11 protein-coding genes are annotated in these 19,150 nt (G+C 62.4%); 6 read left to right on the top strand and 5 right to left on the bottom strand.

The features are described from left to right. Positions 1–131: 131 nt before the first annotated feature. The 4 genes from ACZ9BB_RS10595 to ACZ9BB_RS10580 all read left to right on the top strand — a co-directional run bounded on the left by ACZ9BB_RS10595 (position 132) and on the right by ACZ9BB_RS10580 (position 11,767). A complete protein-coding gene (locus tag ACZ9BB_RS10595; RefSeq protein ID WP_476213726.1) occupies positions 132–8,648 on the top strand; it encodes a glycoside hydrolase family 94 protein in 8,517 nt (2,838 codons plus the stop codon). An 87-nt stretch (positions 8,649–8,735) separates the two neighbouring features. Beyond that, a complete protein-coding gene (locus ACZ9BB_RS10590; protein ID WP_105341819.1) occupies positions 8,736–8,882 on the top strand; it encodes a lmo0937 family membrane protein in 147 nt (48 codons plus the stop codon). An 18-nt stretch (positions 8,883–8,900) separates the two neighbouring features. Next, the gene (locus ACZ9BB_RS10585) at positions 8,901–10,244 is read left to right on the top strand and encodes a glucoamylase family protein (RefSeq protein ID WP_476213725.1); all 1,344 of its coding nucleotides are present in this window, start codon (positions 8,901–8,903) and stop codon (positions 10,242–10,244) included. Further along, entirely contained in the window at positions 10,244–11,767 is a 1,524-nt protein-coding gene (locus tag ACZ9BB_RS10580; RefSeq protein WP_476213724.1) for a mercuric reductase, read from the top strand. The genes ACZ9BB_RS10585 and ACZ9BB_RS10580 overlap by 1 nt, the downstream gene beginning before the upstream one ends. Here ACZ9BB_RS10580 and ACZ9BB_RS10575 read toward each other — a convergent pair. The 3 genes from ACZ9BB_RS10575 to ACZ9BB_RS10565 form a co-directional block, all read right to left on the bottom strand. Next, a complete protein-coding gene (locus ACZ9BB_RS10575; protein WP_476213723.1) occupies positions 11,704–12,012 on the bottom strand; it encodes a transketolase-like TK C-terminal-containing protein in 309 nt (102 codons plus the stop codon). The two genes, ACZ9BB_RS10580 and ACZ9BB_RS10575, sit on opposite strands and share 64 nt — an antisense overlap. Before the next feature lie 41 nt (positions 12,013–12,053). Then, on the bottom strand, positions 12,054–12,308 hold the full coding sequence (locus ACZ9BB_RS10570; protein WP_476213722.1) for a DUF1652 domain-containing protein: 255 nt from the start codon (positions 12,306–12,308) through the stop codon (positions 12,054–12,056). 114 nt (positions 12,309–12,422) lie between these two features. Further along, positions 12,423–13,151, bottom strand: a complete 729-nt coding sequence (locus tag ACZ9BB_RS10565; RefSeq protein ID WP_476213721.1) for a Crp/Fnr family transcriptional regulator — start codon at positions 13,149–13,151, stop codon at positions 12,423–12,425. Between the two features lie 48 nt (positions 13,152–13,199). Between ACZ9BB_RS10565 and ACZ9BB_RS10560 the strand changes: the two genes are divergently transcribed. Together ACZ9BB_RS10560 and ACZ9BB_RS10555 are read left to right on the top strand one after the other, a co-directional pair. Continuing rightward, positions 13,200–13,481, top strand: coding sequence for a hypothetical protein (locus ACZ9BB_RS10560; protein ID WP_476213720.1), 282 nt, complete (start codon positions 13,200–13,202; stop codon positions 13,479–13,481). Further along, entirely contained in the window at positions 13,478–14,449 is a 972-nt protein-coding gene (locus ACZ9BB_RS10555; protein ID WP_476213719.1) for an HlyD family secretion protein, read from the top strand. Before ACZ9BB_RS10560 ends, ACZ9BB_RS10555 begins: the two co-directional genes overlap by 4 nt. 102 nt (positions 14,450–14,551) lie before the next feature. Here the strand turns inward: ACZ9BB_RS10555 and ACZ9BB_RS10550 are convergent, their stop codons facing one another. Then, the gene (locus ACZ9BB_RS10550) at positions 14,552–15,973 is read right to left on the bottom strand and encodes an efflux transporter outer membrane subunit (protein WP_476213718.1); all 1,422 of its coding nucleotides are present in this window, start codon (positions 15,971–15,973) and stop codon (positions 14,552–14,554) included. Continuing rightward, positions 15,970–19,149 (bottom strand): efflux RND transporter permease subunit, encoded by a 3,180-nt coding sequence (locus ACZ9BB_RS10545; RefSeq protein WP_253423539.1) that lies wholly within the window; start codon positions 19,147–19,149, stop codon positions 15,970–15,972. Before ACZ9BB_RS10545 ends, ACZ9BB_RS10550 begins: the two co-directional genes overlap by 4 nt. Position 19,150 lies beyond the last annotated feature (1 nt).

The raw sequence follows: 19,150 nt of genomic DNA, 5'->3' as shown, positions 1-19,150 counted from the left end.
ACCGCGCATCAGCTTCTGAGCGGACTCTGTGCGTTGGCGTACAGACTCGTGCCTGTGAATACACTCAATCTGGGCAGAGGTGCGCTACATAGCTTGCTAATGAGACCGATGCGCGTCTCGGAACGTTATTTATGCATTCAATCTTCCGCCGGGCACTTGGGCAGCGCGTTCTATTACCCCCCTGGAGTGACCATGCGCCGGTACGGGAGACGCTTTTTGGCGTCGAGCGACTTGAGCAACATGCCGAGAGTCTGGCCATCGCCCAGCAGGTGACACCCAGGCCGCCCACCGTGCTTTCGTTGCATGTACGCCTCGACGACAACGCCTCGGTCCTGCTCGCCGCCTACCGGGCGAGCGCCGTGGAGCTTGAGAGCGGCCACAGCGTGGTGCCCGCCGCCGAATGGCTGCTGGACAACTACCATATCGTCGAGGAACAGATCCGGGAAATTCGTGATGATCTGCCACCTGGCTACTACCGCCAGTTGCCGAAGCTCGCCGAGGGACCGTTCGCTGGCTACCCGCGGGTCTTCGGCCTGGCTTGGGCCTTCGTTGCGCATACCGACAGTCATCTCGACCTCGACATGCTGCGGTGTTTCATCGACGCGTACCAGCGGGTCCAGCCACTGACCATCGGTGAGTTGTGGGCTGTGGCGATCACCCTGCGTATCGTCCTGATCGAGAACCTGCGCCGACTCGCCGAGCAGATCGACGACGGTCGTATGGCCCGCGCGGACGCCGACGAACTGGCCGATCGTTTGCTCGTACCTGCGAGCGCCGTTTCGGCGCTGGCAGATATCGCCGCGCGTCCGCTCGGGCGGTTGCCCGAGCTGTTCGCCGCTCAACTCGCCAAACGCCTGCGCGACCAGGATCCGCGTACGACCCCGGCGCTGGGCTGGCTGGACGAACGTCTGCAAGCACAGGGTGTTTGCGTCGAGGAGGTGGTGCAGCATGCCCAGCAACGCCAGGGTGCCTCGAATGTCACGGTGCGCAACATCATCACCAGCATGCGGCTGATTTCCGATATTGACTGGGCCAAGCTATTTGAAAGCGTCAGCCTGGTCGATGCGCGCTTGCGCACGGGCAGTGCGTTTGCCCTCATGGACTTCCCGACGCGCAACCTGTACCGCAGCGCCATCGAGCAACTGGCGCGTGGCTCGGCGCTCTCGGAACTGGAGGTCGCCGACCGGGCCTTGGAGGCCGCCCGCCTGGCTGAGAGCGCCGAGCAGGGCGAGGAGTGGGGCGAGGAGTGGGGCGGGCGGGCGAGCGATCCTGGCTACCACCTGATCGCCGAGGGACGCCCGGCGCTGGAGCGGGCCATGGGCTTTCGCGCACCTCTGCGCTTGCGCATCAGCCGCTTCAACATTCGCCTGGGCATCGGCGGCTATGTTGGCAGCATTTTCTTGCTGACCACGCTGCTGCTGGCGCTAATGGCTTGGGCCCTGGCGGTACCGTCCGTGGCTGTTGGCTGGATCCTGTTGTTCCTGCTATCGATGTTCGTGCCGGTCACCGAGGTGGCCACGGCGCTGGTCAATCGCATGATCACCTGGAGTTTCGGCGCCATTACTCTGCCGGGGTTGGAGTTGTCCGCCGGCGTGCCGCAGGCGCTGCGTACGCTGATCGCAGTGCCGACGCTGTTGACCAGCGAAGCCGATCTGTTGGAGCAGATCGAGCGACTGGAGGTCCACCATTTGGCGGGCATCGGCGGCGATCTGGCCTTTGCCTTGCTGGCCGATGGCGTCGATGCGCAGCAAGAGGAGCTCGACAGCGATGCGCACTTGCTGACGGTGGCAGCCGAGGCGATCGAACAGCTGAATCGCCGCTATGGGCCTGGACCCGGCGGCCAGCGCTTCTTCTTGCTCTGTCGGCGGCGCTTGTTCAATGCCCGCGAGCAGTGCTGGATGGGCTGGGAACGCAAGCGCGGCAAACTGCACGAGCTAAACCGCCTGTTGCGCGGGGTTGGCGAGACGAGTTTCATGTCCATCGCCGGCGAGACACCGAAAGTGCCGGCCGGGGTGCGCTACGTGATCACCCTTGACGCCGATACCCGCCTGCCGCGGGAGGCGGCGCTGCGGCTGATTGGCAAGATGGCTCACCCGTTGAACCACCCATGTTTCGACGCCGCGCTGAAGCGCATTGTCAGCGGCTACGCGATCCTCCAGCCACGGGTCACGCCCTCTCTGCCGCTGGGCGGCGAGGGCTCTTTTTACCAGCAGGTGTTCTCCGGTCCCGGTGGCATAGATCCCTACGCGGCGGCGGTTTCGGATGTTTACCAGGACCTCTTCGGCGAAGGTTCCTACACCGGTAAAGGTATCTATGATGTGGATGCCTTCGAAGCCGCGCTCGGTGGCCGGGTCGGCGACAACCGGCTGCTCAGTCATGATCTGTTCGAGGGCATCTTCGCCCGCGCCGGCCTGGCCTCGGATGTCGAAGTGATCGAAGAGTCCCCGGCGCGCTTCGATGTCACCGCCAAACGTCTGCACCGCTGGACGCGCGGCGACTGGCAATTGCTTCCTTGGGTATTCGGGCACTGGACGGGGGCTCAGGCGGTACCGCCGATCGGCCGCTGCAAGATGCTCGACAACCTGCGTCGCTCGTTGTTCGCGCCCTTCGCCCTGGCCAGTCTGGTGTTCTGCTGGTGGCTGCCGTTGCCGCTGGCGCTGCTCGCTACATTGTTCGTGCTGGCGACCCTGATGATTCCGGCCCTGCTGCCGACCATCTGCTCCCTGCTGCCGCAGCGGCGCGGCATCCGTCTGCGCAATCACTTCGGCATGTTAGGTGCCGACCTGCGTCGCGCGGCTCTGCAGATTGTGCTCTCGCTGGCCTTTTTGGCGGACCTTGCATGGCGCATGGGTGACGCTATCGGGCGCACCTTGGTGCGGATGTTCTCCAGCCGCGATCACCTGCTCGAATGGACCACCGCCGCGCAGGCCTCCGGCTGCCCTTTACCAGACCTGCGCGGCAGTTACCGGCAGATGGCTGGTGGCACCGCGCTTGCGCTGCTGATGAGCGCCGCCGGGCTGGCCTTAGTGCCCAGCTCCTGGCCACTAGTCGGGCCACTAGCGTTGCTCTGGTTGGCGGCGCCGGCGCTGGCTCTGCTGAGCAGCCGGCCATCGAAGGTCGCCCGCCAGCGCACGGCTTCGCCGCTGGACGCGCATGCCCTGCGCTTGACCGCGCGACACACTTGGCGCTTCTTCGAAACCTTCGTTACAGCGGAGGATAACCTGCTACCGCCGGACAATTTCCAGGAACAGCCCAATCCGGTACTTGCACATCGCACCTCGCCGACCAACATTGGGCTCTACCTGCTCTCGGCAGTCGCAGCCCGCGACTTTGGCTGGGCCGGCAGCATTGAGACGCTCGAGCGCCTGGAAGCGACCATGGCAACCCTGGAGAAGCTGCCGCGCTACCGCGGGCATTTTTTCAACTGGTATGCGACCCACGACCTGCGAGCCTTGCATCCGGCCTACGTGTCGTCGGTCGATAGTGGTAACTTCGCCGGGCATCTGATCGTGCTCGCCAACGCTTGCGAGGAGTGGCGGGAAAGCCCGTTGGCGCAGGAGGCCTGTCGTGGCCTGATGGACGACCTGTGGCTGGTCCAGGAGGCCATCGCCGGGCTGTCGGGCGCGGGTGGCGAGCCGTTGCGGCAACTGCGCGACGATCTGGAGGAAGTCCGCGTCCACTTGGCGGGGCTGCAAGCATTCGACGGACTGCTGCCGAGTCTGAAGCGGCTGACCGAGAAGGCCGCCAAGGTGGCCGCCAGGGTCGTTCCGGTCGGCGAGGGTGATGACTTGCTGTTCTGGGTCGAAGCACTGCGCAAGGCAGTGGCCGAACACCTGCGCGACCGCACGTTGTCGGACGAGGCGCGGTCTACATTGGCGCCGCGCTTGCAAGCGCTCGCCGATATGGCCCGGGCGATGGCTGGGGCAATGGACTTCAGCTTCCTGCTCGACCCCGAACGAAAGCTACTGTCGATCGGCTACTCCCAGACCGACAATCACCTCGATCCGAGCTGCTATGACCTGCTCGCCTCGGAAGCACGACTGGCCAGCCTGTTCGCCATTGCCAAGGGGGATGTCCCGACTCGTCACTGGTTCCACCTCGGACGCATCGCAACGCCGGTCCCCGGCGGCTCGGCGCTGATTTCCTGGTCCGGCTCGATGTTTGAATATCTGATGCCGTCGCTGGTGATGCGCGCCCCGGCGGGCAGCCTGCTGGAACAGAGCACTCGTCTGGTGGTGGCGTTACAGGAAGCCTACGGCCGTTCGTTGGGCATCCCCTGGGGGATCTCGGAGTCCGCCTACAACGCCCGCGACCTGGAGTTCACCTACCAGTACTCTAACTTCGGTGTGCCCGGGCTTGGCCTCAAGCGCGGGCTGTCCGAGAACGTGGTGATCGCGCCTTATGCGACCGGTCTGGCGGCAATGATCGATCCGCAGGCGGCGCGCCGCAATTACGAGCGGCTGGCCGGGATGGGCGCGCAGGGCCGCTATGGTTTCTACGAGGCGCTGGACTTCACCCGCTCACGGCTGCCGGATGACGAGAATGTGGCGATCGTTCGCTGCTTTATGGCCCACCATCAGGGCATGACCATCGTTGCCATCGCCAATGCCTTGCACGATGGCAGGATGCGCTGCCGTTTCCACCGCGAGCCGATGATTCAGGCCTGCGATCTGCTGCTGCAGGAGCGCGTGCCACGGGACGTACTGTTGGCGCATCCACGAGCCGAAGAGGTGACGGTTTCCGCGACCGAGGGCCGCAGCGAAACCCTGCGGCGCATCGATGCGGGAAGCGGCGGTGCGCCGATCACCCATCTGCTTTCCAATGGCCGCTACGCGCTGATGCTCACCTCGGCAGGCGGCGGTTACAGTCGCTGGGGGGATATCGACGTCACGCGCTGGCGTGAGGATGCCACCCGCGATGACTGGGGCAGCTTCATCTTCCTGCGTGACACCCAGAGCGGGGAAGCCTGGTCGGCGACGCTGCAGCCCAGTGGCCGTGACGTGGAAAACGGCGAGGTGCTGTTCCATGAGGATCAGGCCGAGTTCATTCATCGCCAAGGCTCGCTGGTCACCAGCCTGGAAGTGCTGGTGTCCGGCGAGGACAACGGCGAAGTGCGGCGAGTTTCGCTGGTCAACAACGGGCGCAGGCCACGCGACATCGAACTGACCTCCTATGCCGAGGTCGTCTTGGCGACTCGGGCCGCTGACAGCGCGCATCCAGTGTTCTCGCGAATGTTCGTGCAGACTGAATACCTTGCCGAGTTCACGGCACTGATCGCCACTCGCCGCCCGCGTGGACCGGAGGAAACGCCGGTATGGGCGGCGCACTTCGTGGTGGTGGAAGGTGAGCTGATCGCTGATCCGCAGTACGAGTCCGACCGCGCGCTTTTCCTTGGCCGCAACCGTAGCGTGCGCGAGGCACTGGCGATCACCGGGCATCGGGCGCTGTCGAACAGTCAGGGGACGGTCCTCGATCCGATCTTTTCCTTGCGCCAACGTCTGCGGGTTGGGCCCGGCAAAGTTGCGCGGGTAGCCTTCTGGACGGTGGTCGCAAGCTCGCGAGAGGCATTACTGGATCTGATCGACAAGCACCATGAACGCAATGCCTTCGAGCGCGCCAAGACCCTGGCCTGGACCCAGGCCCAGGTGCAGTTGCGCGACCTTGGCATCGACTCCGAGGAGGCGGCGGACTTCCAGCGCCTGGCCGCGCCGATTCTCTATGTTGACCCACGTTTTCGCGCTTCGGCGCCGGCCATCATACGAGGGGCGGGGTGCCAGTCGGGGCTATGGCCGCTGGGGATTTCTGGTGATCTGCCGCTGGTTCTCTTGCGCATCGACGAGGTCGAGGACCTCGCCCAGGTCCGTCAGTTGCTGCGTGCCCGTGAATACTGGGGGATAAAGGGCCTGCACGTCGACCTGGTCATCCTCAACGAACGGGCGTCGTCCTATGTGCAGGACCTGCAGGAGGCGATAGAAACCGCAGTACGCAGCACTCAGTCTCGCCTGCGCTTTGGCGAGGAGCGCAGGCGCGGTGCGGTCTACACATTGCGAACCGACCTCATGACCGTTGAAGCACGGGCGTTGCTGCAGGCCGTGGCGCGAGTCGAGTTGATCGCCCATCGTGGTTCCCTTGCAGACCAGCTCGCGCGCCTGCCAATGCCAGCGCCGCGCAACTGGCTTGCCGCCCGCCAGCCTCCGTCAATGCCAGTGTGGCCGTTGCCGGAAGCACCGGGCGGGGATGACGGCCTGGAGTTTTTCAATGGCCTGGGCGGCTTTGATTGCAACGGACGGGAATATCTGATCACGCTTGAGCGCGACCAGACGACGCCCGCGCCGTGGATCAATGTGATCGCTAACCCGGCGTTCGGCTTCCAGGTCTCGGAGCACGGCAGTGGCTACACTTGGGCCGAGAACAGCCGTGAGAACCAACTCACCCCCTGGTCCAATGACCCGGTCGCTGACCCGGGGGGCGAGGCGCTGTATATCCGCGACGAGGAGAGTCACCAGCTTTGGAGCCCTACCGCGCAGCCGATCCGCGACGACGGCGTCTACCGCGCTGCGCACGGCTTCGGCTACAGCCGCTTCAACCATTCGGCACACGGCATTCACACGCAATTGCTGCAGTATGTGCCGCTGGACGACCCATTGAAAATTTCCCGACTGACCCTGCGCAATCTGTCCGGGCGGCCACGTCAACTGTCGGTGACGGCTTATGTGGAATGGGTACTCGGCACCTCGCGCGGGACCAACGGGCCGTTCATCCAAACGGAGATCGACGCCGCCAGTGGCATGCTGCTGGCGCACAACCCATGGAGTATCGCCTTCCCGGGGCGGGTGGCATTCGCTGATCTTGGCGGCCGGCAAAGCACCTGGACCGCCGACCGCCGCGAATTCCTCGGTCGCCATGGCGGGCCGGCGGCACCCCAGGCGCTGCTCGGTAGAGCACCGTTGTCCGCGGCCTGCGGTGCCGGTCTGGACCCCTGCGCGGCGCTGCAGTGCGTCGTCGAGCTGGCCCCCGGCGAGTCTGTCGAGGTGCTGGCCTTGCTGGGTCAGGCCGTATCGACCGATGCTGCCCGGGAGATGGTTCTGCGTTACCGCGAGCGTGACCTGGACGAGGTACTTGCAGCGGTCAAACGGCACTGGGACGAGGTGCTCGGTGCAGTCCAGGTACGCACGCCCGATCGCGCCCTGGATATCCTGCTTAACGGTTGGCTGCTCTACCAGACTCTGGCCTGCCGCATCTGGGCTCGTTCGGCGTTCTATCAGGCCAGCGGTGCCTATGGCTTCCGCGACCAGTTGCAAGACTGCATGGCACTGGCATTCGCACACCCAGCGCAAACCCGGTCTCACCTGCTGCGTGCTGCCGCCCGGCAGTTCGTCGAGGGCGATGTGCAGCACTGGTGGTTACCGCATTCGGGGCAGGGGGTCCGTACGCGGATTTCCGATGATCGTGTCTGGCTGGCCTTCGCCTGCGCCACCTATGTCACGTCTTCCGGGGATGCCGGGGTGCTGGACGAGAGCGTGCCGTTCATCGAAGGGCGGCAGTTGCACCCCAGCGAAAGCGACGCGTTCTTCCAGCCGATGCCCGCGGACGAGTCGGCTTCGCTGTTCGAACATTGCGCCCGCGGTCTCGACCAGTGTCTGACGCTGACCGGTGCCCACGGCTTGCCGCTGATCGGCAGCGGCGACTGGAACGACGGTATGAACCGGGTTGGCGCGGGCGGGCAGGGCGAGAGTGTCTGGCTCGGCTGGTTGCTGTTGAGCACCTTGAACAGTTTTGCGCCTTTGGCCGACGGCCGCGATGATCAGCGTGCCAGGCGATGGCGGGCGCATGCGGGGTTGCTGCGCGAAGCGTTGGAGAGCGAGGCCTGGGATGGCGACTGGTATCGCCGGGCGACGTTCGACGATGGTACGTGGCTAGGCTCGGCGGCGTGCGAGGAATGTCGGATCGACTCCATCGCGCAGTCCTGGGCGGTACTCTCAGGTGGCGCCGATCCCGCCCGCGCGAGGCTGGCGATGGCCTCGCTGGAGCGTCTGCTGATCCGCCGCGACGACCACCTGGCGCTACTGTTCGCGCCCCCGTTCGCGCACACCTCGCTCGACCCCGGCTATATCAAAGGCTACCCGCCAGGCCTGCGCGAGAATGGCGGGCAGTACAGCCATGCGGCGATGTGGACGATCCTGGCGTTGACCCGACTCGGGGAGGGCGACAAGGCCGTCGAGCTGTTCGCGCTGCTCAATCCGATCAACCACGCGCGCACGCCAGAGCAGGTCGAGCGCTACAAGGTCGAACCTTATGTGATCGCCGCGGATGTCTATTCCGTTGCGCCGCATATCGGCCGAGGTGGCTGGACCTGGTACACCGGCTCGGCCGGCTGGATGTACCGCGCCGGCGTGGAGGGGATTCTGGGGTTGCGCCGCGAGGGGGCGTTTCTCGTTGTCGATCCCTGCATCCCGCGTCACTGGCCAGGTTTTGAAGCCCGTCTGAGGCTGGACGGCAGCGACTACACGATCAGCCTGAAGTCGGCGGGACGACGTTGCCGGGACCTCGAGCAGGCGCTGCTCGATGGTGTACCGCAGACCTGCGAGCAAGGGGCCGTTCGCGTGCCGCTGGACGGATGTGCGCATCGTCTTGAGCTTGTTCTCTAATGGGTACGCTGGCGCACAGAACTACGTTGCCGATGCGTTCAATCTGGAGGTGTTCAGAAAGTCCTGGATCACAATCGGAGAATCGTCATGCTACAAACAATCGTGGTCGTCCTGATCGTCCTGTGGTTACTTGGGCTGGTAACGTCGTACAGCCTGGGTGGCTTCATTCATGTCCTGTTGATCGTGGCGCTGATTTTGCTGGCGGTCAGTTTCTTTCAGAGCAGGCGCTCATAAGCCTCTTCGGTCCTGCCGATGAGCAGGGTTGAGCGCCGCTCGCGGACACTACAGTCCACACTCGCCGATGAAGCGCTTTTCGATCGCCTGCAGCGTGCCGCCTTGGGTTATTTCCTGCAGACATTGAATCCGCTTAACGGACTGGTGGCCGATACCTCGCGTCCCGGTTCGCCCGTCAGTATCGCGGTGGTCGGATTCGCCCTGTCAGTGTATCCGCTGGCCGTAGATCGGGGCTGGCTGACACGGGCCGACGCGCTGCGGTTCAGTCTCGCCGCGCTGCGTTTCTTCCAGGCCAGCGATCAAAGCGGTAGCCCCGCGGCGACAGGATATAAAGGGTTTTATTATCACTTCCTTGATATCCATACGGGCGTGCGGGTTTGGCGCTCGGAACTGTCGATGATCGACACCGCTTTGCTGATCGCCGGCGTGTTGACGGCAAGCCTGTATTTTTGCGCGGATACGGTCGACGAGAACGAGCTGCGGGGCCTGGCCGACTTTCTTTATCGGCGCATCGACTGGCGCTGGGCACAGGACAGCGGTGAGACGATAAGGCAGGGTTGGAAACCCGAATGCGGGTTCCTGCATTACGGTTGGGAGGGCTACAGCGAGGCCATCCTGCTGTATGTGTTGGCGCTCGGCTCGCCAAGCTGTGCAATCGTGGGCGACTGCTACCGGGCATGGACCTCCACCTATCAGTGGGAAAACCTCTACGACCATGACTATCTCTATGCCGGGCCGCTGTTTATCCACCATTTCTCCCATGCATGGATAGATTTTCGCGGCATCCACGATGGTTTCATGCGTGAGAAGTGCTCGGACTACTTCCAGAACAGCCGGCGCGCCGCTTACATCCAGCGTGAGTACGCGCGGCGTAACCCGCAAGAGTTCGCCGGCTACGCTGAAAACTGCTGGGGCCTGTCCGCTTGCGATGGACCGAGCGACGAGCAGCCGCAGCTGTCCAATGAGCAGCGGCGATTGTTCGGTTATGCCGCTCGTGGCGTACCGTACGGGCCGGATGACGGCACACTGTGCGCCCCCTCGGTGCTGGCGTCGTTGCCGTTTGCGCCGGAAATTGTCCTCGACGCGGTGCGGCATATGATGGAACGCTACCCGGAAATGTGCGTCGAAGGGCGCTTTTCCAGCAGTTTCAATCCGAGCCTCGCCGATGCCAACGGGCGCGCCTGGGTGTCCGCAGGGCACTATGGGCTCGATCAGGGCATCGTACTGATGATGATCGAGAACCATCGTAGCCAACGGATTTGGGAGCTGATGCGCGCCTGCCCCTACATCCGCGACGGTTTGCAGCGCGCCGGGTTCCACGGCGGCTGGTTGCAGCAACCGCCATTTGCGGGAGCAGGCTGATGGCGCAAGACTACGATGGGTCGATCACCACGCCGCAGGATGCTTATGAGCGTCAACGCCTGGCCAGTGTGCATCCGCCGCGCTGGGTCAATCCGCCCGCTGCCGAGCGCTACCACTTGGTGATAGTCGGTGCGGGGCCTGCGGGTCTGGGCGCCGCGAAAACCGCTGTAGCGCTCGGCGCCAGGGTGGCGCTGATTGAATGCAGGTTGATCGGCGGCGATTGTCTGAACAATGGTTGTGTACCGTCGAAGGTGATTATCCGGACGGCGCAGTTGTATGCCGAAATGCGCGATGCCCGGCACTATGGCGCGCAAGTGCCGAGCGACATTCAGGTCGACTTCGCTGCCGCGATGGCGCGCGTACGGCGTATCCGCAGTCACCTCAGCGGCGGCGATTCGGCGGCACGGTTGAGCGCAATTGGCGTGGATATGTTCTTCGGCGAAGTGCGCTTCACGGGGGCTGACTCGCTGACGGTCGATGGGCAGACCCTGCGCTTTCGCAAGGCCTTGATCGCGACTGGCGCGGCCCCGAACATCCCACTGATTCCCGGTCTCGCGCAAGCCGGTTACCTGACCAATGAAAACGTTTTCGATCTGACCGAGTTGCCGCGCCGCCTGCTGGTGATTGGTGGTGGCCCCCTTGGTTGTGAATTGGCCCAGGCCTTCTCTCGGCTTGGCGCACAAACCACCATCGTGCAAGACATGCCGCTGTTCCTCGGCAACGAGGAACGGGACGCCGCGCAACTGCTCTCGGATGCCTTCGCTCGCGACGGCATCGAGGTCCGTCTGAACACCCAGGTCGTTGCTGTGCGCGTAGAGGGTGGGCAGAAACTGGTCGACCTGGTCAGCGACGATTACCGCAGTACGGTTGCCGTCGATGCGATCCTCGCCGGTATCGGCCTCTCGCCGAATGTCCAGGGCCTGAACCTGGAAGCCGCCGGTGTCGACTACGACGCCAGCGAGGGAGTCCGTGTCGATGACTTCCTGCGCACCAGCAATCCGCTTATCTACGCTGCCGGGGATGTCTGCCTTGAGCACAAGTATACCCATACCGCCCTGGCTTCAGCCCGCATTGTCGTGCAGAACGCCCTGCTGCGCGGTCGCGAGCGGATGAGCCGGCTGGTAATCCCCTGGTGTACCTACACCGATCCGGAAATTGCTCACGTCGGTTTGTATGTGCGTGAGGCCAACCGTCGGGATATTCCGGTAAAAACCTTCACCATTCCCATGCATCAGGTCGATCGTGCGGTCACTGACAGCGAGGAGGAGGGTTTCGTGAAAATCCACGTCAGGGAGCGCACGGACCAGATTCTCGGTGCCACCATCGTCGCTCGCCATGCCGGCGACATGATCAACGAGATCACCCTGGCCATGGTGGCGGGCGTCGGCTTGCGCACATTGGCCCTGGTGATCCACGCCTATCCCACGCAGGCGGAGGCGATCCGCAAGGCCGCCGATGCCTACAATCGTACCCGCTTGCCTCCTCGCGTCAGGTCACGTTTGGCGCGTTGGATGGAGCGCTGAGTCAGTAGCAGCCGCGCGCCGGCTGACGGCGGCAGTACCGCGTCGCGCTCGGCCTGCGGCAGGGCCTCGAACAGCTCCCAACTGGGCATCGAGACACAGCGCACGGCAATGCCTTCGCGTTCCAGGCGCTCGCCCGCCGCCAGGATCAAGGCGACTTCCGAGCCACTGGCGAGCAGGATCAGTTCGGGCTCGCTGTTCGCCGCGTCTCTCAGCACATAGGCGCCGCGACGCAATCCATCTGCCATAATAAAAGCCCGCCAATGCTCCGGGATTTCTCATTCAGCCTCTACCCAATCCTGAGTGCTGGCCTCTGCCCATGAGTCGTTTCGAGGTCCTCCTGAATTTCAGCTATGAGCTTGCCTATCGCTCGATTGCAATTGAGGCTGGCAGTAAGAATTCCCGTAACCAACAGCTCTACTCGACCAGAGACAGGCTCGAATATCAGAGCCTGCAGTGATCCGCTTTGATCGACTCGGCACTCGCAGGACAGGGGACGGAGTGCTGACTCGATAATGTGACGCAACTCAAGCGTGGATAGCATGATGACTCCAGTGAGGACGGTGGACTCGGGAAGGGCGAGTGTTGAACCGTCTCATAGCTGGAGTGTGAGGGACGCCGTCGGGGTGGTCTGTTCGCTAGAGCACGCAGGTGCGGGTCAGCAAGCAGGTTTTAATGGAACATAGGGCAGCAGGCGCTCGGTTTCTTTTCTGACGACGGCGTAGCACTCGCAACTCAGTTGCTCAAGTGCGGCCCTGTCCAGCACCTTGATATGGCCACGGCTGTATTCGATGACGCCCAGGCGTTGCAGCTTGCCAGCGGCATCGGTCACGCCTTCACGGCGTACGCCGAGCATGTTGGCGATCAACTCCTGGGTCATGATCAGTTGATTGTCTTGCAGGCGATCGAGAGACAGCAGCAACCAGCGGCACAATTGTTGATCGATCGAGTGGTGGCGATTGCACACGGCGGTCTGCGCCATCTGGGTGATCAACGCCTGGGTGTAGCGCAACATCAGCAGGAGCATCTCCCCGTGGCGATTGAACTCATCCTTGAGTCGCTGGCTGGGCAACCGAAAGGCATGCCCGGCGCTCTGTACGATCGCCCGGCTTGGCGTGCTTTCGCCACCCATGAATACGGCGATGCCGATCAAGCCTTCATTGCCTACCACTGAAATTTCCGCCGATGCGCCGTTTTCCATCACATACAGTAAGGACACGATGGCGTCGGTGGGGAAGTAGACGTGCTGCAGCACATCCCCGGATTCGTAGAGCACCTTGCCGAGCGGCAGGGTGATCAGTTCGAAGTAGGGCAACAAGCGCTCCCGCGATTGTGCGGGAAGGGCCGCCAGAAGATGGTTCTGTTGTGACTTGGGTGTATCAAACATATCAGCCAGCATCCGAGGTTGAGACTTCCAATACCTAAAGATTAATCCATGGCGCACGCCGTACGCTGCCATATGGGGCCGTCCGTCGGTTTTGCTGGCACATTCAATTCGGGCCAGGCCCTTGGACGGCCGTCGAGGATTGGCGGCTCCATAGGCTCCTTGTCATCTTTCATGCCTTTGAAGAGCGGCGTAACGGAGGAAGACGATGCGACCGCTTCGATCAGGCGCGTTGCCCATTACAACCTATCTGAAAATATTCAAATCTCAGTGAAAATGACCGTCTACGCTTGCGTGTGTGCGGTGGTGATTTTGGTGATGGGTATCTCATGAGTCTGAAGAAAACCGTTGCACAACTGGTGACTTTGGCCGTAGTCGGGTTGGCGGTACTGCTCGGTTGGTTTGCTTGGGATCATTACACTCGATCACCCTGGACCCGTGATGCGCGAGTGCGTGCCGATGTGGTGACGCTATCAGCCGAGGTCTCGGGACGCATCATTAGCTTGCAGGTGCAGGACAACCAGCATGTGCAGAAGGGCCAGTTGCTGCTGGAAATCGACCCGGCGCGCTACGCACTGGCGGTCGAACACGCGAAGCGCTCAGTCGAAGTGGCGAAAGCCACTGAGGGCCAGTCGAAGGCATCAATCATTTCCAGTGAGGCCTTACTCAAACAACGCCAGAGCGAAGAGCAGAGGCGAAGGACGCTCAAGCAGCGTTTCGCGATCTCCGGCGAAGAGTGGGAAAAGTCCAGTACCGAAGTGGCGGTAGCTCAGGCGGACCTCTTGAGAAACCAGGCCAACCTTGGCTTGGCGCAAGCCAATGTGCAGCTGGCTATTGCCGCCTTGACTCAGGCCGAGCTGGATTTACAACGAACCCGGGTGGTGGCGCCGGTCAGTGGCTATGTGACGAATCTGCTGACCCGCGAGGGTGATTTCGCTAGTGGTGGCGGTGCGCTGTTGGCGTTGGTTGACAGTCAATCGTTTTATGTTAGTGGCTACTTCGAAGAAACCAAGTTGCCGCGAATCGAGGAGGGCGACCGGGTCAAGATCGAGTTGATGAGCGGCGAGACATTCGGCGGCACTGTGCAAAGCATCGCTTTTGCTATCGCCGACCGTGAGAACTCCCCCGGCAGTCGCCTGCTGGCCAACATCAACCCCAGCTATACCTGGGTCAAACTGGCGCAACGAGTGCCGGTGCGGATTCAGATCGACGCCGACTATATCGCCAAAAACCGCCTGCGTGCCGGGACCACGGCCACCGTCACTGTCATGGAAAGCCGGGATTCACAGGCCACTCACTAAGCCTCGCTCCTACAGACTGACAAAAAAAAGCCCCGCGACCGAATGAGGCGCGGGGCAAAAAATTTGGTTGGGTTGCGGCCAACCAAAGGGGCTCTTAAACCATTACTTGCTGGCGACCGTCTCTGGCTGCCAGCCGCCGCCGAGGGCTTTGTAGATCGCGACGATGCCGCGATACAAATCGACTTCGGCCTGAGCCTGGGTATCTTCCGCCGCGAGGCGCTCACGCTGGGCATCGAGCAAGACGAGGAAATCCACGGTGCCTTCGCGGTAGCGAATCTCAGCCAGGTCCGCAGCGGCGCGGCTTGATTCGCTTTGACGAATCAGCGAAATCAGGCGCTGCTGGCGTTTGCCGTAATCGCTGAAGGCGTTTTCCGATTCTTCCAACGCCAGCAGTACTTGCTGCTCGTAGGTCGCCAGGGCGCCTTCGGCTTCAGCATCGGCACCGCGCAAACGGGCCCGCACACTGCCCAGGTCGAACGCCGCCCAGGTAATGCTTGGGCCTAGTGCCCAGGCGTTGGCTGCCGAGGAGCCGATCTGCGAACCGCGCCCGGCAGTGAAGCCGAGGAAACCGCTGAGGCTAACCCGTGGGAACAGATCCGCTTTGGCCACGCCAATCCGCGCGGTGGCTGAAGCCAGTTTGCGTTCGGCACTGAGAATGTCCGGACGACGCTGCAGCAATTCACCCGGATCACCGATCTGCAGGGCCTTGGCGATCGCCGGCAAGTCTTTTGGACTCAAGTCTACGGTCAGCTTGTCCGGACGTTCACCCAGCAGGGTGGCGATACGGTTTTTCTGCCGAACCTGTTCGGCCTGCAGCTGCGGGACGCTGGCTTCGACAGACGCCAGGCGCGCATCGGCGCGAACCACGTCCAACTGATCGCCGACACCGGCATCGCGCAGGCTTTCGGTGATCTTGCGCGACTCCTGCTGGTTGTTCAGGTTGGCCAGGGCGATCTTTTCCCGCAGTTGTGCGCCGCGCAGTTGGCCATAGGCGTCCACCAGTTCGGCAATCATGGTGACTTGCAGTTGGTAAAGATCGGCTTCGGCGGCCTGCTGTTCAGCGTCGCTGGATTCCAGATTGCGCTGGATGCGACCGAACAAGTCCAGTTCCCAGGCCATGTCCAGGCCCAGGTCATAGCGTTCGCTGTTGACCCGTTTAGTGGTCTGACCGGGAATCTGCCCCTTGGCCAGGTCACTGCTCGCGCGGCTGGTGATGGTCGGCATGGCGTCATTGCTGGCGTCATCACGAATCGCCCGGGCCGCTTTCCAGCGGGCGAAGGCCACGCGCAAATCACGGTTGCCCTGCAAGGATTGCTTCACCAACTGGTTGAGGGTCGGATCGTCGAATTGCTGCCACCAGATGCCTTCGAAACGGGCGCGGTCAAAGTTCTTCTGACCGGCGCTGCCATCGGTGGCGGCCGTGATGTTGGCCGCCTCGGTGGCTGGGGTTTTGTAGTCCGGGCCGACGGCACAGGCGCTCAGGGCCAGTACCAGCAGGCTCGGCAGGAAGGCTTTCAGGCTCATTGTTGCGCCTCCAATTTCAGCGCCTTGGCCGCTTTGCGTTGCTCGCCGCGCTCCACAAAGTTGCGAATCAGTACGTAGAACACCGGCGTCAGCAACAGACCGAAGAAGGTCACCCCGAGCATCCCGGAGAACACCGCCACACCCATGGCATGACGCATTTCGGCACCGGCACCGCTGGAGAAGACCAGTGGCACAACACCCATGATGAACGCGAAGGAGGTCATCAGAATCGGCCGCAGACGCAGACGGCAGGCTTCCAGAACCGCTGCCAGCGGGCCGAGACCTTCTTGCTGTTTATCCTTGGCAAACTCGACGATCAGAATCGCGTTCTTACAGGCCAGTCCCACCAGTACGATCAAGCCGATCTGGGTAAAGATGTTGTTGTCACCGCCCGAAGCAATCACCCCGGTAATGGCCGACAGCAGGGTCATCGGTACGATCAGGATCACCGCCAGTGGCAGGCTCCAGCTTTCGTATTGAGCCGCCAGTACCAGGAACGCCAGCAGTACGCAGAGCGGGAACACGAACAGCGCGGTGTTGCCGGACAGAATCTGCTGGTAGGTCAGGTCGGTCCACTCGTAGGTCATGCCGTTCGGAAGTTCATCCTTGAGCAGTTTCTCGATGGCTTTCTGGGCCTGGCCGGAGCTGTAGCCGGGGGCTGCCGCACCGTTGATTTCAGCGGTGATGAAGCCGTTGTAGTGCATCACCCGGTCTGGCCCCGAGGTGTCGCTGACCTTGATGAAAGTCGCCAACGGGATCATCTCGCCACGGTTGTTGCGCACTTTCAGCTGACCGATCTGATCCGATTCGAGGCGGAACTGTTGCTCGGCCTGAACGTTGACCTGATAGGTACGACCGAAACGGTTGAAGTCGTTGGCATACAGCGAACCCAGGTAGATCTGCAGGGTGTCGAAGATGTCGCTGACGGCCACGCCGTGGGTCTTGGCCTTTTCCCGGTCAATGGCAGCATCGACCTGCGGCACGTTCACTGTGTAGCTGGTGAACAGACCGGCCAGTTCCGGCACGCTGCGGCTTTTGGCGATGACGTTCATGGTTTCTTTGTACAGCTCGTCATAGCCCAGGTTGCCCCGGTCTTCGATCTGCAGGCGGAAACCGCCAATGGTCCCCAGGCCTTGTACCGGCGGTGGCGGGAAGATCGCCATGTAGGCTTCCTGAATCCCGGCGTACTGGCCGTTCAACGCACCGGCAATCGCACCGGCGGACATGCTCGGATCCTTACGTTCGTCGAAAGGCTTCAGGGTGACGAACACGATGCCGGCGTTCGGGCTGTTGGTGAAACCGTTGATCGACAGGCCGGGGAAGGCCACGGCGCTTTCCACGCCAGGCTGTTTCAGGGCCAGGTCGGACATGCGCTTGATCACGTCTTCGGTACGGTCCAGGCTCGCGGCATCCGGCAGTTGCGCGAAGGCCACCAGGTATTGCTTGTCCTGACCGGGTACGAAACCGGTCGGGGTGTTGGAGAACCCGAAGAAGGTCAGCACCATCAGGCCGGCGTACAGCAGCAGGGCGATACCGCTGCTGCGGATAACCCGGCCTACGGTGCCGACATACCCATGACTGGCTTTGTCAAAGAAGCGGTTGAACGGACGGAACAACCAGCCACCGAAGATCTTGTCCAGCACCTTGGAGAAACGGTCTTTCGGCGCGTCATGGCTCTTGAGCAACACGGCGGCCAGCGCCGGCGACAGGGTCAGCGAGTTGAAGGCCGAGATCACGGTAGAAATCGCGATGGTCAGGGCGAACTGTTTGTAGAACTGACCGGTCAAGCCGGAGATGAACGCGGCCGGGATAAACACCGCACACAGCACCAGCGCCGTCGCGATGATCGGGCCGGTCACTTCACGCATCGCACGCTTGGTGGCTTCTACCGGGGTGAGTCCGAGCCCGATGTTTCGCTCGACGTTCTCCACCACCACAATCGCATCGTCGACCACGATACCGATGGCCAATACCAGTCCGAACAGCGACAGGGCGTTCAGCGAGAAGCCGAACAGGTGCATCACGGCAAACGTACCGATCAGCGAAACCGGTACCGCCACCAACGGGATGATCGAGGCGCGCCAGGTTTGCAGGAACAGGATCACCACCAGCACAACCAGGATCAACGCTTCGAAGAGGGTATGAACCACTGCCTCGATGGAGCCGCGCACGAAGATCGTCGGGTCATAGACGATGCTGAAGTCCATGCCTTCCGGGAAGTTTTTCTTCAGCTCGGCCATTTTCGCCCGAACGTCGTTGGAGATCTGGATCGCGTTGGAACCTGGGCGCTGGAAGATCGGGATCGCCACCGCCGGCTGGTTGTTCAGCAAGGAACGCAGGGCGTACTGGCTGGAGCCAAGCTCGACGCGAGCGATGTCTTTGAGGCGAGTGATCTCACCATTTTCGCCGGAGCGAATGATGATGTTCTCGAACTCTTCCTCGGACACCAGACGACCCTGGGTGTTGACCGACAATTGGAACGCCGTGGCATTCGGAGCGGGTGGAGCGCCCAGGGCACCGGCCGCTACCTGACGGTTCTGTTCACGAATCGCGGTGACCACATCGGTGGCGGTCAGGTTGCGCGAAGCGGTCTTGTTCGGATCGAGCCACACCCGCAGGGAGTAATCGCCCATACCGAACAGCTGCACATCACCGACACCGCCCAGACGCGCCAGCTCATCCTTGATGTTGAGCAAGGCGTAGTTGGACAGATAGAGCATGTCGTAGCGTTTGTCCGGCGAGGTCAAGTGCACAACCATGGTCAGGTCAGGCGAAGCCTTGTCGACGGTGATACCGATGCGTGTCACTTCTTCGGGAAGCTTGGGCTCGCTCCGGGTCACGCGGTTCTGCACCTGTACCTGCGCGTTGTCCAGGTCAGTGCCCAGGGCGAAGGTGATGGTCAGGGTGATCTTGCCGTCGGCGGTGGACTGCGAGGACATGTACAGCATGTTCTCGACGCCGGTGATGGCTTGCTCCAGAGGAGCGGCCACGGTTTCACCGATGACTTTAGGGTTGGCGCCCGGGAAGTTGGCACGGACCACCACGGTCGGTGGCACCACTTCCGGGTATTCGCTGATCGGCAACTGGAACAGCGAGATGGCGCCGGCGATCAGGATCAGCAGCGACAGTACCGCTGCGAAGATCGGCCGTGAAATGAAGAATTGGGAAAAATTCATC

Source organism: Pseudomonas sp. TE3552 (assembly GCF_056278945.1).
This window is presented reverse-complemented; position numbering and strand designations above follow the sequence as displayed.